Origin of the sequence: Curtobacterium sp. 9128 (assembly GCF_007673775.1) — a bacterium.
Lineage (GTDB): Bacteria > Actinomycetota > Actinomycetes > Actinomycetales > Microbacteriaceae > Curtobacterium.
Window position 1 is genome coordinate 391,581 of sequence record NZ_VEAF01000004.1, and the last position, 12,427, is coordinate 404,007.

The following is a 12,427-nucleotide window of genomic DNA, read 5'->3' on the forward strand; positions in this document are numbered from 1 at the left end:
GTCAGACCAACAGCTGGTGCTTCGCCAGGTCCCGGTAGAGCGGTGTGGACTCGACGAGCTCGGAGTGTGTCCCGACCCCGACGACCCGGCCGTGCTCGAGCACGACGATGACGTCGGAGTCCACCACGGTCGACAGTCGGTGTGCGATGACGAGCAGTGTGCGGTCCTCCGCGACGGCGTCGATCGCCAGGCGCATCTTCTGCTCGTTCACGCCGTCGAGGGACGACGTCGACTCGTCGAGGAGCAGGATCGGGGGAGCGGCGAGCAGTGCGCGGGCGATCGCCATCCGCTGACGTTCGCCACCGGAGAGCATGACGCCGTCCTCGCCGACCTGTGCGTCGAGGCCGCGGGGGTCGCGGTGGAGCACGTCGCCGAGGTTGACCGCCTCGAGGACGCGGACGCAGTCCTCCTCGGTGGCGTTCGGCGATCCGAGCAGGAGGTTCGCGCGGATGGTGCCGGCGAGCACCGGGGCGTCCTGTTCGACGTAGCCGATCTGCGCGCGGAGCTCGTCGCGGTCGAGGCCGCGGATGTCGAGTCCCGCGAGGCGGATCACCCCGCTCGTCGGGTCGTAGAAGCGTTCGATCAGCGCGAGGGTCGTCGACTTGCCGGCGCCGGACGGCCCCACGAGGGCGACACGCGAGCCGCGGGGTACCCGGAACGACACGTCGTGCAGCACCGCCTGCTCGTCGGGGGCGGACTGCGGGACGGCAGCCGAGCCTCCCGTCCGGCCCGTCGCACCGTCAGCACCGGACGCGTCCGCGGACCGGGCGTACCGGAACGACACGTGCTCGAACGTGATGGCGTCGTCGGTGGCGACGGCTGCGACCGGGTGCACCGCACGGTCGTCCTGGTCCTCGGTGGGCAGGTGCAGGATCTCCTCGATCCGCCCGAGCGCGCCGAGCGCCTGTGCGACGGCGACCGCGGCGCCCATGGCCTGGCCGAGCGGCATGATCATCATGAACAGCAGCAGGATGAAGGTGATCAGGGTGGCGATCGTGATCGTCCCGGCGGCGACCTGGGCTCCGCCGACGCCGAGGACGGCGATGAACGCCACCTGCATCACGATGCTCGCCACGGGGACGACGAACGCGGACATCTTCGCGATGTCGAGGCCGCGCCGGTAGGCCTCGGTGGCGTGGCTGTCGACCTCGCGCACCTCGCGCTCGGTGGCGCCGGCGGCACGGATGGTGCGGACGGCGCCAATGCCGCGCTCGACGGCTGCGGTGAGGTCGCCGACCTTCTCCTGCGCACGCTTGGACGCGACGCGGATACGACGGCTGAGACCACCGACGACGACGATCGCGACGACGACGATCGCCACGGTGATGCCGAGCAGGAGCGGGTCGATGACCGCCATCGCGATGATCGCACCGATGAAGGTGAGCATGCCGCCGATGGACTCGATGAGGCCCTGGGTCAGGACGGCGCGGAGCAGGGTCGTGTCGCTGCCGACGCGGGAGACCAGGTCGCCGGTGCGGCGGGTGTCGAACTCGGAGATCGGCAGGTTGAGGATCCGCGCGATGAGCTTGCGCCGGGTGGAGAGCACCACGCCCTCACCCGCGCGCTGCAGCAGGAAGTGCTGGACGCCGTTGAGCAGACCGGCCACGATGACCAACACGACCAGCGCCCACACGAGCATGTTCAGCGTGGTGCCGTGCTGCACGGCGGTGACGACCTGGTTGACGAGCAGGGGCTGCGCGAGTGAGGCACCGGCCCCCAGGATGCTCAGCACGATGATCACGACCATCGCGGGCTTGTTCTCGAACAGGTAGGACAGCAGGCGTCCGAAGGTGGCGCGGGGACCGTCGGTCTTCTTCGGTCGGGCGAAGGGGGAGCTCATCGATTCCTAGTCTCTGCCGTACTTCTTGTGCACTGCCTGGCGACTCACGCCGAGCAGGGTGGCGATCTCCTGCCACGACGCACCGGCGTTGCGGGCTCGGCGGGCGGCGAGCTCCTCGGTGCGGTCGAGCTCGCGGCGGAGCTCGCGCACGTTGGCCAGGGCGGAGAACGGGTCGTCTCCGGACGCCCCGGCGGCGAGGCTGGTGATCGTCGGCCGGTCCATGGTGTCAACCTACATTGACGCCGTGGTGTCGTCAACCTGCGTTGACGCAGTCGCCGGTCGACGCAGGTGACGATCGTCGGTCGACGCGGGTTGACGATCGTCGGTCGACGCAGAACGACGGTGTCGTTGTCGTACGACAACGACACCGTCGTTCGGGGTCGGCGGAGCAGTCGGTCGCGGCTACGGCGCGAGGCTGCCCGAGGTGTGCGCGTGCCCGTCGGACGCGGATGCGTCGGCGGGCACGCGGGGCCCGTCGGCGTCGGCGAAGTCGCCGCCGCGGGTCTCGCGGACGAAGAGCAGGGCGACGAGGGTGACCACCGCGGCGATCGTCAGGTAGAGCCCGACGAGGAAGATGGTGCCGTCGGGCTGCCACAGCGCCAGGGCGATCGTCGGCGCGAGCGAGGCGCCGAGGATCGATGCCACGTTGTACGCGATCGCCGAGCCGGTGTAGCGCACGTTCGTCGGGAACAGCTCGGGGAGGAGCGCACCCATCGGGCCGAACGTCAGGCCCATGAGCGACAGGCCCACGATGAGGAACGTCACGACCGTGATCGGGCCGGTCGACGCAGCGAACCAGAACTGGAACGTCAGGCCGAAGAGCGCGATGCCGATCGTCGTCGGGATGAGGGTCTTCCGACGACCGAAACGGTCGGCGAGGATGCCGGCGATCGGCGTGAAGATGCCGAAGAACACGACACCGATCATGAGCAGCGTCAGGAACTCGCCGCGGGAGTAGCCGAGTCCCACCTTCGGGACCAGGGCGGAGGCGGTCGAGCCGGTGGTGCCGTAGGACAGGGTGAACGTCGTCATGAAGTAGAAGAGCACGTAGGTGGCGACCATGCCGAGCGTGCCGACGATGAGCGCACGCCACGAGGTGCGGAACACCCGGCCGAGCGGCACCTTCGCGACGGTCCCGGACTCCTGCACGCCGCGGAACACCGTCGACTCGACGAGCCGGAAGCGCACGTAGAGCCCGACGAGCACGAGCACGGCGGAGAGCAGGAACGGCAGGCGCCAGCCCCACGCCTGGAAGTCGGCGTTCGGGGTGCCGTCCGCACCGGCCGGCATCGCCGCGTTGATGACGATGAAGAGGCCGTTCGCGAGCAGGAAGCCGATCGGCGCGCCGAGCTGCGGCATCGAGCCGAACAGGCCGCGCTTGCCCTTCGGCGCGTTCTCCGTCGCGAGGAGCGCCGCACCGGACCACTCGCCACCGAGCCCGACGCCCTGGGCGAAGCGCATCACCGCCAGGAGCACCGGCGCCCAGATGCCGATCGAGTCGAACGTCGGCAGGCACCCGATGAGGAACGTCGCCGTGCCCATCACGAGCAGCGACGCGACGAGGGTGGTCTTGCGCCCGATGCGGTCACCGAAGTGGCCGAAGATGATCGAACCGACCGGACGCGCGAAGAACGCCAGGGCGAAGGTGACGAACGAGGACAGCTGCGACGCCGTGGGGTCCTCGTTCGGGAAGAACAGCGTCGGGAAGACGAGGACCGCGGCGGTCGCGTAGACGTAGAAGTCGTAGAACTCGATCGAGGTGCCGATGAGGCTCGCGACGACGACGCGGGAGCGCGGGTTCGAGGCGGGTGCGGACGCGGGGGCAGGTGCAGCCGAGGTGGCGGACATGGTGCTTCAGGACTCCGAGCAGAGCGCCGAGGACGACGCAGCGGTACCGGACGGCGAACACCGATCGGTTCGCGCAGGTGGCGCGGGCGTTCGATCGGGTGCGTTCGGTTGGTGGTGGACCGCTCGTGACGGAACGGCCAGTGTACGACGGATGTCGCGAACCTGCGAATCAGCCGGGTGTCCGCTCGCCCGAGGGGCCCGTCAGTTGTGCGCGGGGGCCTCGAGGTCGGCGGGCAGGGTGTGGCCCATCCGGTCGCGCTTGGTGTCCAGGTAGCCGGCGTTCTGCGCGGAGATGCCGACGACGAGCGGCACGAGCGCGTCGACCGTGATGCCGTGCTCCTCGAGCTGACGCCGCTTCTCGGGGTTGTTCGAGAGCAGTCGCACCCGCCCGATGCCGAGGTCGCTCAGGATCCCGGCGGCGCCGCCGTACTCCCGCGAGTCGGCGGGGAGGCCGAGGGCGAGGTTCGCGTCGAGCGTGTCGAGTCCGTCCTCCTGCAGGCGGTAGGCCTTCAGCTTGTTGACGAGCCCGATGCCGCGCCCCTCCTGCCCACGGAGGTAGACGACCACACCGCCCTCCGCTGCGATCGTGTCGAGCGCCGCGTCGAGCTGCGGACCGCACTCGCACTTGAGGGACCCGAACGCCTCGCCGGTCAGGCACTCGGAGTGCACGCGGACCAGGGCGCCGTCCGCCGGCACCGACCCGTCCGGTGTCCTGCCGATGATCGCCACGTGCTCGGCGCCGGTCACGAGGTCGCGGTAGGCCCGCATCTCGAAGGTGCCGTGCGTCGTCGGGACGTTCGTGGACACCTCGAACTGGACCGGGCTCCCGGGGGTGGGGGAGGTCAGCGCGTCGGTCATGTGGTGCTCCGGTCGGTACGGGCCCCGTCGTCCGCGTGGTCGCCGTGGTGGGGCCGGCCGAGGCCGGACGGGCGTGCACGCACCAGCAGGTCAGGGCCGAGGCTGGTTGTCGATAGTACGTCCAACCGCAGGCGCTCGTGCATGCTTCCCACACCGAGGTCGCCGAGTGCGACACGTGGGCCGCCGAGCAGGACCGGTGCGACGTACACGAGGTACTCGTCGACGAGCCCGGCGGCGATGAACGCCGACGCCACGGTCGGGCCGCCCTCGACGAACACCGTCCGGACGCCGCGGTCGGCGAGGGCGCCGAGCGCCGCGTGGAGGTCGTGGTCGGCGAGCTGCAGGAAGCCGCGGGGGTGCGCGCGGACGGCGGCGGCCTCCGGGACCGGACGGTCGCCGAGGACCACGGCCAGGGGCTGGTCGGCGAGCAGCTCACCGGCGTCGCCGCGGGCGGTGAGGGACGGGTCGTCCGCGAGCACGGTGCCGGTGCCGACCACGATCGCGTCGTGCGCGGCGCGCTGCTCGTGCACGTGCTGCCGTGCGGCGGCCCCGGTGATCCACTTGCTCGTCCCGTCCGCTGCGGCGGCACGGCCGTCGAGGCTCGAGGCCCACTTCACGGTCACCCACGGGCGCCCGTTCCGCACCGACGCGATCCAGCGCTCCAGGAACGTGCCGGCCTCGTCGGCGAGCACCCCGGACACGACGTCGACGCCGGCGGCCCGCAGACGGTCGGCGCCACCGTGCACGGTCGGACTCGGGTCGTCGATCGCGTACACGACCCGGGCGACGCCGGCGTCGATGAGCGCGACGGAGCACGGCCCGGTCCGCCCGGTGTGGTCGCACGGCTCGAGGGTCACGACGACGGTCGCACCGCGGAGCTGCTCGGGGGAGGTCTTCGCCATCGCGTCGACCTCGGCGTGGGGTGTCCCGGCGCCCTTGTGCCACCCCTCGGCGAGGACGTCGCCGTCGGGCGAGAGGACGACCGCCCCGACCCGGGCGTGGTCCCCGAGCACGGGTCCCCTGGCCGCGAGCTCGAGCCCGCGACGCATCGCCCGGACCTCGGCCTCGGTCACGCTGTCGTCCACGGCCCGAGACTACCGGGACGCCTGCGCGTACGACTCCGGCGGCCACGGCAGGTCGGACGCCGGCGTGCCGTCGGCACGGCGCAGGCCCTTCCACGCGCGCGCCGGGGAGCCGTCGCGGTTCGGGATGACGGCGTCACCGGTGCCGGTGTAGGCGAACCCGGCACGGCGCGCCACGTTCGCCGACGCGACGTTGCCCTCGTAGCACTCCCAGTACACGTCGGGGGCGCCGCGGTCGAAGGCCCAGTCGACGACGAGCGACACGGCGTCGTGCACGAGTCCGCGCCCGCGGGCGGACGGCGCGAGCCAGAACCCGAGGTCGCGGCGCTCGGTGCGGTACGCGATCACTCCCTGGAGCCACGTCGACCCGGGCTGCCGGATGGCCCACGTGTACTCGCGGTCGGACGCCCATCCCGGACCGACGAGCGCGTCGACGAACGCCTGGGCGTCCTGCGGGCGGTACGGCGTCGGGACCGTGGTCCAGCGGACGACGTCGGGGTCCTGGCAGCCGTCGGTGATCGCGACGGTGTCGGCCCGGGTGGGGACGTCGAGCCGCACCCGCGCGGACTCGAGGGTGACCGGGAGCATCAGCGACGGGTACGCGGCACGAAGCCGATCCGGTCGTAGACACGTGCGAGGGTCGCCTCGGCGATGGACTCGGCACGTTCGGCACCGACCGCGAGCAACCGGTCGAGCTCCGCCGGGTCGTCCAGCAGTTCGAGCGTCCGCGTACGGACCGGCTCGAGCTCCGCCACGACGGCGTCCGCGACCTCCCCCTTCAGGTCGCCGTACCCCTTGCCCGCGAACGACGTCTCGAGCTCGGCGATCGGCGTCCGCGTGAACGCCGACAGGATCGCGAGGAGGTTCGTGATGCCGGGCTTGGCGGCCCGGTCGGCACGGATCTCCCGCTCGGTGTCGGTGACGGCCGAGCGGATCTTCTTCGCCGTCCGCTTCGGGTCGTCGAGCAGCTGGATGAGTCCGCTGTCGGACGCGGCCGACTTGCTCATCTTGCTCGTCGGGTCCTGCAGGTCGTAGATCCGTGCCGTCTCGGCGTCGATCTGCGCCTTCGGCACCACGAACGTGTCGCCGAAGCGTGAGTTGAAGCGGTTCGCGAGGTCGCGAGTCAGCTCGACGTGCTGGCGCTGGTCGTCGCCGACCGGCACGACGGCGGTGTCGTAGAGCAGGATGTCCGCGGCCATCAGGATCGGGTAGGTGAACAGTCCCACCGAGGCGGCCTCGGCGCCCTGGCGGGCGGACTTGTCCTTGAACTGGGTCATCCGGCTCGCCTCGCCGAACCCGGTCAGGGTGTTGAGCACCCACGCGAGCTCGGCGTGGGCCGGCACGTGCGACTGGACGAACAGCGTCGACTTCGTGGGGTCGATGCCGGCGGCGATGTACTGGGCGGTGGTCGACCGGGTGCGTGCGCGGAGCGCGGCCGGGTCCTGCGGCGAGGTGATCGCGTGCATGTCGACGACGCAGTAGATCGCGTCGTGCTCGTCCTGCAGGTCCCGCCACTGCATGAGGGCGCCGATGTAGTTGCCGAGGTGCAGGGACCCGGCGGAGGGCTGGATCCCGGAGAAGATACGCGTCGTGGTCATGGAGGAGTCCTGGTGGTGCTGGTGGTGGGGAGCGGGGTCAGAGTTCGTAGTCGACGACCACGGGGGCGTGGTCGGACCATCGCTGGTCGTACGCGCTCGCACGGTCGACCGTGTAGGACTGCACCTTCGCGGCGAGGTCCGGTGTGGCCATCTGGTAGTCGATCCGCCAGCCGGTGTCGTTGTCGAAGGCCTGGCCGCGCCAGGACCACCACGTGTACGGACCGTCGACGTCGCCCGCCTGGTCACGTCCGACGTCGACCCAGCCGAGACCGGGACCGGTGGAGCCGTCGGCGCCCTCGACCTGCTCACCGTCGGCACCGAAGAAGCGGCTGAAGTACGCGCGCTCCCGCGGCAGGAAGCCAGCACGCTTGACGTTGCCCTTCCAGTTCTTGATGTCCCGCTCGTCGTGGCCGACGTTGAGGTCACCGACGACGACCGCGAGCGGGTTGTGCGCACGGACCTGCGGCAGCCGCTCGGTCATCGCGTCGAGGAACTTCCACTTCTCGTCCTGCTTCGCGGTGTCGGCCTCGCCCGAGTGCACGTAGGTCGAGACGACCGTCACGAGCGTGCCGCCGATCTCGTAGTCGGCTTCGAGCCACCGTCCCGCCGAGTCGAACTCCGCCGGCCCCAGCTCGACGCGGTGGATGTGCGCCCGGTGCCGCGAGGCGATCGCGACGCCGGCCCGGCCCTTCGCGGACGCCGGGTCGTGCACGACGTCCCAGCCGTCGCCGAGGAGCCCGGTGAGGTCGTCGGTCGACGCACGGACCTCCTGCAGGGCGAGGACGTCGACGTCACGCCCGTCGAGCCAGTCGCCCATGCCCTTGCGGAACGCGGCACGGATGCCGTTCACGTTGACGGATGCGAGGCGCAGGCGGGTCATGCAGAACACCCTATCGGCGCGTACGGACTGCCAGGATGACCCCATGGACCAGCAGGACGCCGCGTCGTCGTGGGTGGACGACGTGGTGGACGTCGCTCGAGGGATGGTGGCAGACGGCCGCGCGCACGACGCCGTCGAGACCCTCTGGGCGCTCCTCGCGAACGAACCGGACCACCCCGCCGCCCTCCACGCGCTCGCCGAGGCGCTGCAGGCGGACGGGGACCCAGCTGAGGCCCTCGTGGTCGCACGTCGTGCGGTGACGGTCGACCCGGAGCGGTACCGCAGTTTCCACCTGCTCGGCCTGGCCGCGTACGCGTGCGGGGCATGGGACGAGGTGCGGCCGGCCTTCGCGGCGGCGGCGGAGCTCGCTCCCGAGGACCTCGCCATCGCCTCGGACGCGCTCGCGGTCGAGCTGGCGATGGGACGGTCCGACGCGCAGACGTACGTCATCGCGCGCCGGGCGTCGGAACAGCATCCGGCAGACCCGGTCATCGCTGCCCTCGTCGGCATGCTCTTCCACCGCGAGGGTCATCGCGGGACGGCGGAGACGGTGTGGCGAGCCGGTCTGGTCGCGACACCGACCGATCCCGTGCTCCGGTGGCGGATGCTCACCTCGAGTGCCGAACGTGGTGCCGACGCGGCGGTCGTCGAGCACGGCATCGCGTTGCGCATGGAACACCCGAGCCAGCAGACGGACCGGCTGCTCCGCCTCGCGGTGACCAGTCTGCTGCAGCACGTCCACGCGGTCTTCTTCGTGGGAGCGCTGGTCGGGGTGCTGCTCGCGGTCCTCGCGAGCAGCGTCGTGCCGGGACGCTGGCAACGCTTCGCCGACGGCGGCGTCCTCCTCGTGGTCCTCGGGATGGTCGGCGTTGCGGTGAACCTCGTCGTCCGCGTCGCCACGCGCCGGCTGCGAACGGGGACCGCCCCGCTCCTGCGGTTCGTGCGGCGCCGGGCCCGGGGTCTGGTCGGAGCCGCGGTGTTGGTCGCCGCGACCGGGGTCGGGGCGCTCGCGGCCGTGGTCGGACTGATCACAGGAGCACCGCTCCCGGTCGTCGGCTGGTGCGGTGCGGTGACCGGGGCGGTGTGGTTGGCGACGATGGCTGACCTGACGTGGCTGGACCGGTGGTACCGGTGACCGCCTGACGGACGGGAGGCCCGGTGCCAGCTGGCACCGGGCCTCCCGTCAGTGGGTGGTCGCGTCCACGACGCGACGCACGCGGTCAGGCCGCGTCGTGGTCCGTCTGCAGGAAGTCGACCAGGCTGTCCGCCGTGGTCTCCGCGTCGTCGCCGGTCACGGTGATGGTGACCTCGTCGCCGTTCTCGACGCCGAGCCCGAGGAGCCCGAGGATGCTGCCGGCGTTCGCGGACTTGTCGCCCTTGCTGATCGTGACCTGGTGTCCGGATGCGGTGACGCTCTGGACGAAGAGGGACGCCGGACGGGCGTGCAGACCGGATCCGCTGGCGACGGTGACGGTGCGGGTGGCTTCGGACATCGATGAACTCCTAGTCGATGGATGGTGCGCTCATGGTAGCGAGCAGGTGGTCGGTGGGGCCGGGAGGACGGTCAGGGACGGCCCGGCCAGAAGACCTCGGTGCCGGCGGCCTCGACCTCGCGGACGAGGTCGATGTTGACGCCGGGGTCGGTGATGATCGTGTCGATCGCGGCGAGCGGTGCGACGCGGCCGAACTCCTCGCGGCCGAACTTCGTGTGGTCGGCGAGCAGGATGCTCCGGCGCGCGGACTTGATCATCGCGGACTTGACCGCGGCCTCCGCCATGTTGTGCGTGGTCAGGCCGCGCTCCGGGGTGATGCCGTTGATGCTGATGAACGCGACGTCGACACTGACCATGCCGATGAGCTGGTGAGTCCAGGTGCCGACGCCGGCGAGGGAGTCGTTCCGGACGTTCCCTCCGAGCAGGTGCAGGTCGATGCCCGGGCGGTTCGCGACGGCCATCGCGACGGGGAGCGAATGCGTCACGACGGTGAGACCGCGGTCCGTCGGGAGCATCTCGGCGAGGCAGATCGTCGACGTGCCGGCGTCGATCATGACCGACCCGTTCTCGGGGAGCTCCTCGAGCGCCGCCTCGGCGATCACCATCTTCTCGGACTGGTTGATCCCACCGCGGTCGCCGACGCCCGGGTGGAGCGTGATCCGCTCGACCGGGATCGCACCGCCGTGGGCCCGGCGGACCAGGCCGCGGCGCTCCAACGAGGTGAGGTCGCGGCGGATGGTCTCCGGGGTCACCTCGAGCAGTTCGGCGAGGTCCTTGACGTCCACCCGGCCGTCGGCCCGCGCGCGTTCGACGATGCGCTGGTGGCGCTCTGGTGCGTACATCGGACCTCGATGTCTCGTGGCTGGGGCGGATGGTGTCGGTCCGCCGGTCGGAGTCGGGCCGGAACGGACACGGACGGATGCGGTTCGGCGGGATCGACCCCGAAGTGGGGGAAGGTCAGACGAAAACGGGCATCTGTTTGTGCATTTTTATCCCCGGATGTGTTTGTTTGTCAACGCGGATCGGGGTATGGTGCTGCACAAGCCGCACGGACGTGGTCCGTTCCGTGTCGTGCCCGAACCGCCAGAACGACCAGCCCCCACCGCAAGCGCGCGTGAGATGAAGGAGTCTCGAATGTCCGAACTGCTCGGAACCGGCGTCGGCCGCGGTGTTGCCCGTGGCCCCGTGCTCCGGATGGCGGACCCGCTCGGCGAACCGTCGACGGCGGCGCTCGAGGGTCCGGCGGACGACGCGAAGCAGGCGGTGCACACGGCGCTCGCCGCGGTGGCGGAGGACCTCACCAAGCGCGGACAGCTCGCCGGTGGGGACGCGCAGGCCGTGCTCGAGGCGCAGGCGCTCATGGCGCAGGACCCGACCCTCCTCGACGACGTGCACACCCGCATCGACGCCGGCACGAACGCCGAGCGCGCCGTGTTCGAGGCGTTCGGCCAGTTCCGCGACCTCCTCGTTGCGATGGGCGGCTACATGGGGGAGCGCGCGACGGACCTCGACGACGTCGCCCAGCGCATCATCGCCAAGCTCCGCGGCGTGCACGCCCCCGGCGTCCCCGAGTCGGACACCCCCTTCGTCCTCGTCGCCCGTGACCTCGCCCCCGCCGACACCGCGCTCCTCGACCTCGAGAAGGTCCTCGCGCTCGTCACCCGCGACGGTGGCCCGACCTCGCACACCGCGATCCTGGCCCGCGCCAAGGGCATCACCGCGATCGTCGGTGTCACCGGCGCGGACGACCTGACCGACGGGCAGGACGTCGTCGTCGACGCCGCCGCCGGCACCGTCGTCACCGAGCCCTCCGCCGACCTCGTCGCCGAGGTCGAGCAGCGCATCGCCGACCGCCTCGCAGCCGCCGCGGCACCCCTGACGGCCGGTGCCCTCGCCGACGGACACGTCGTGCCCCTCCTGGCCAACCTCGGCAGCCCCGCCGACGCCGCGGGCGCGGTCGCGCTCGGGGCCGAGGGCGTCGGGCTCTTCCGCACCGAGTTCCTCTTCCTCGACTCGCCGAAGGCCCCGACCGTGGACGAGCAGAAGGAGTCCTACAAGCAGCTCCTCGCCGCGTTCCCGGGCAAGAAGGTCGTCGTCCGGGCCCTCGACGCCGGTGCCGACAAGCCGCTCCCGTTCCTCACGGACAAGGACGAGGAGAACCCGGCGCTCGGTCGCCGTGGCCTCCGTGCGCTGCGGAACCACCCCGAGGTGCTCCGCGACCAGCTCACCGCGCTCGCCCAAGCCGACGCCGAGACCGAGGCCGACCTCTGGGTGATGGCGCCGATGGTCGCCGACGCCGAGGAGACCGAGTACTTCGTCGACCTCGCCCGCGAGCTCGGCATCCGGACGGCCGGCGTGATGGCCGAGGTGCCCTCGCTCGCGCTGATGGCCGAGCAGGTGTTCCAGTCCGCCGACTTCGTGTCGATCGGCACGAACGACCTCACCCAGTACACGATGGCCGCCGACCGGATGCTCGGCACCGTCGCGGCGTACCAGGACCCCTGGCACCCGGCCGTCCTGCGCCTCGTCGCACAGCTCGGCTCCGCCGGCGTCGACGCGGCCAAGCCCGTCGGCATCTGCGGTGAGGCGGCGGCCGACCCGCTCCTCGCCGTCGTGCTCGTCGGCCTCGGCGCCACGACCCTCTCCATGACCCCCGCGGCCCTCGCCGACGTGCGCGCCGAACTCGGCAAGCACACCCTCGACGAAGCCCGCGAGATGGCCCAGGCGGCACTCGCCGCGTCCACGGCGGCGGCCGCGAAGTCCGCCGCCGCGGCGGTGCACGCCGCCTGAGCCGACCGCTCCACCACCCCAGCACCACCCGTCCCGCA

The 12,427-nt window shown here is 71.5% G+C and carries 11 protein-coding genes and 1 pseudogene; 2 read left to right on the forward strand and 10 right to left on the reverse strand.

The annotated features are described in order from the left end of the window. Position 1 precedes the first annotated feature (1 nt). The 8 genes and pseudogenes from FS641_RS10740 to FS641_RS10775 all read right to left on the reverse strand — a co-directional run bounded on the left by FS641_RS10740 (position 2) and on the right by FS641_RS10775 (position 8,106). Complete coding sequence (locus FS641_RS10740) at positions 2-1,840, reverse strand: ABC transporter ATP-binding protein (RefSeq protein ID WP_144763564.1); 1,839 nt, start codon at positions 1,838-1,840, stop codon at positions 2-4. Positions 1,841-1,846: 6 nt separating this feature from the next. Next, complete coding sequence (locus tag FS641_RS10745; protein WP_144763565.1) at positions 1,847-2,062, reverse strand: helix-turn-helix domain-containing protein; 216 nt, start codon at positions 2,060-2,062, stop codon at positions 1,847-1,849. A gap of 180 nt (positions 2,063-2,242) precedes the next feature. Then, positions 2,243-3,688: an MFS transporter gene (locus tag FS641_RS10750; RefSeq protein ID WP_260855784.1), complete on the reverse strand. Its 1,446-nt coding sequence runs from the start codon at positions 3,686-3,688 to the stop codon at positions 2,243-2,245. 201 nt (positions 3,689-3,889) lie between these two features. After that, positions 3,890-4,519 (reverse strand): annotated as a pseudogene (ribA, locus tag FS641_RS10755) (GTP cyclohydrolase II); the annotation flags it as partial. Positions 4,520-4,542: 23 nt separating this feature from the next. After that, positions 4,543-5,595, reverse strand: coding sequence for a bifunctional diaminohydroxyphosphoribosylaminopyrimidine deaminase/5-amino-6-(5-phosphoribosylamino)uracil reductase RibD (gene ribD, locus FS641_RS10760; protein ID WP_144763879.1), 1,053 nt, complete (start codon positions 5,593-5,595; stop codon positions 4,543-4,545). 45 nt (positions 5,596-5,640) lie between these two features. Next, positions 5,641-6,216 carry a GNAT family N-acetyltransferase gene (locus FS641_RS10765; protein WP_144763567.1) on the reverse strand — a complete coding sequence of 192 codons (576 nt, stop codon included), beginning with the start codon at positions 6,214-6,216 and terminating at the stop codon, positions 5,641-5,643. Beyond that, positions 6,216-7,226, reverse strand: a complete 1,011-nt coding sequence (gene trpS / locus FS641_RS10770; RefSeq protein WP_144763568.1) for a tryptophan--tRNA ligase — start codon at positions 7,224-7,226, stop codon at positions 6,216-6,218. Before trpS ends, FS641_RS10765 begins: the two co-directional genes overlap by 1 nt. 37 nt (positions 7,227-7,263) lie before the next feature. Beyond that, on the reverse strand, positions 7,264-8,106 hold the full coding sequence (locus tag FS641_RS10775; protein WP_144763569.1) for an exodeoxyribonuclease III: 843 nt from the start codon (positions 8,104-8,106) through the stop codon (positions 7,264-7,266). Positions 8,107-8,149: 43 nt separating this feature from the next. On the opposite strand from FS641_RS10775, the gene FS641_RS10780 reads away from it, so the two are divergent. Next, positions 8,150-9,241 carry a M48 family metallopeptidase gene (locus FS641_RS10780; RefSeq protein ID WP_144763571.1) on the forward strand — a complete coding sequence of 364 codons (1,092 nt, stop codon included), beginning with the start codon at positions 8,150-8,152 and terminating at the stop codon, positions 9,239-9,241. 85 nt (positions 9,242-9,326) lie between these two features. Here the strand turns inward: FS641_RS10780 and FS641_RS10785 are convergent, their stop codons facing one another. Both FS641_RS10785 and FS641_RS10790 read right to left on the reverse strand, forming a co-directional pair. After that, the gene (locus FS641_RS10785) at positions 9,327-9,599 is read right to left on the reverse strand and encodes an HPr family phosphocarrier protein (protein WP_144763573.1); all 273 of its coding nucleotides are present in this window, start codon (positions 9,597-9,599) and stop codon (positions 9,327-9,329) included. A gap of 71 nt (positions 9,600-9,670) precedes the next feature. After that, positions 9,671-10,441 carry a DeoR/GlpR family DNA-binding transcription regulator gene (locus FS641_RS10790; protein ID WP_144763575.1) on the reverse strand — a complete coding sequence of 257 codons (771 nt, stop codon included), beginning with the start codon at positions 10,439-10,441 and terminating at the stop codon, positions 9,671-9,673. A gap of 292 nt (positions 10,442-10,733) precedes the next feature. Here FS641_RS10790 and ptsP point away from each other — a divergent pair, with 292 nt between their 5' ends. Then, entirely contained in the window at positions 10,734-12,389 is a 1,656-nt protein-coding gene (gene ptsP / locus FS641_RS10795) for a phosphoenolpyruvate--protein phosphotransferase (protein ID WP_144763577.1), read from the forward strand. Positions 12,390-12,427: the final 38 nt, after the last annotated feature.

Bases quoted from the DNA above. Each gene is read 5' to 3' on its own strand.
- FS641_RS10745 (WP_144763565.1), bottom strand. From the start codon at position 2,062: ATGGACCGGCCGACGATCACCAGCCTCGCCGCCGGGGCGTCCGGAGAC.
- trpS (WP_144763568.1), bottom strand. From the start codon at position 7,226: ATGACCACGACGCGTATCTTCTCCGGGATCCAGCCCTCCGCCGGGTCC.
- FS641_RS10790 (WP_144763575.1), bottom strand. From the start codon at position 10,441: ATGTACGCACCAGAGCGCCACCAGCGCATCGTCGAACGCGCGCGGGCC.
- ptsP (WP_144763577.1), top strand. From the start codon at position 10,734: ATGTCCGAACTGCTCGGAACCGGCGTCGGCCGCGGTGTTGCCCGTGGC.
- ribD (WP_144763879.1), bottom strand. From the start codon at position 5,595: ATGCGTCGCGGGCTCGAGCTCGCGGCCAGGGGACCCGTGCTCGGGGAC.
- FS641_RS10785 (WP_144763573.1), bottom strand. From the start codon at position 9,599: ATGTCCGAAGCCACCCGCACCGTCACCGTCGCCAGCGGATCCGGTCTG.
- FS641_RS10780 (WP_144763571.1), top strand. From the start codon at position 8,150: ATGGACCAGCAGGACGCCGCGTCGTCGTGGGTGGACGACGTGGTGGAC.
- FS641_RS10740 (WP_144763564.1), bottom strand. From the start codon at position 1,840: ATGAGCTCCCCCTTCGCCCGACCGAAGAAGACCGACGGTCCCCGCGCC.
- FS641_RS10765 (WP_144763567.1), bottom strand. From the start codon at position 6,216: ATGCTCCCGGTCACCCTCGAGTCCGCGCGGGTGCGGCTCGACGTCCCC.
- FS641_RS10775 (WP_144763569.1), bottom strand. From the start codon at position 8,106: ATGACCCGCCTGCGCCTCGCATCCGTCAACGTGAACGGCATCCGTGCC.
- FS641_RS10750 (WP_260855784.1), bottom strand. From the start codon at position 3,688: ATGTCCGCCACCTCGGCTGCACCTGCCCCCGCGTCCGCACCCGCCTCG.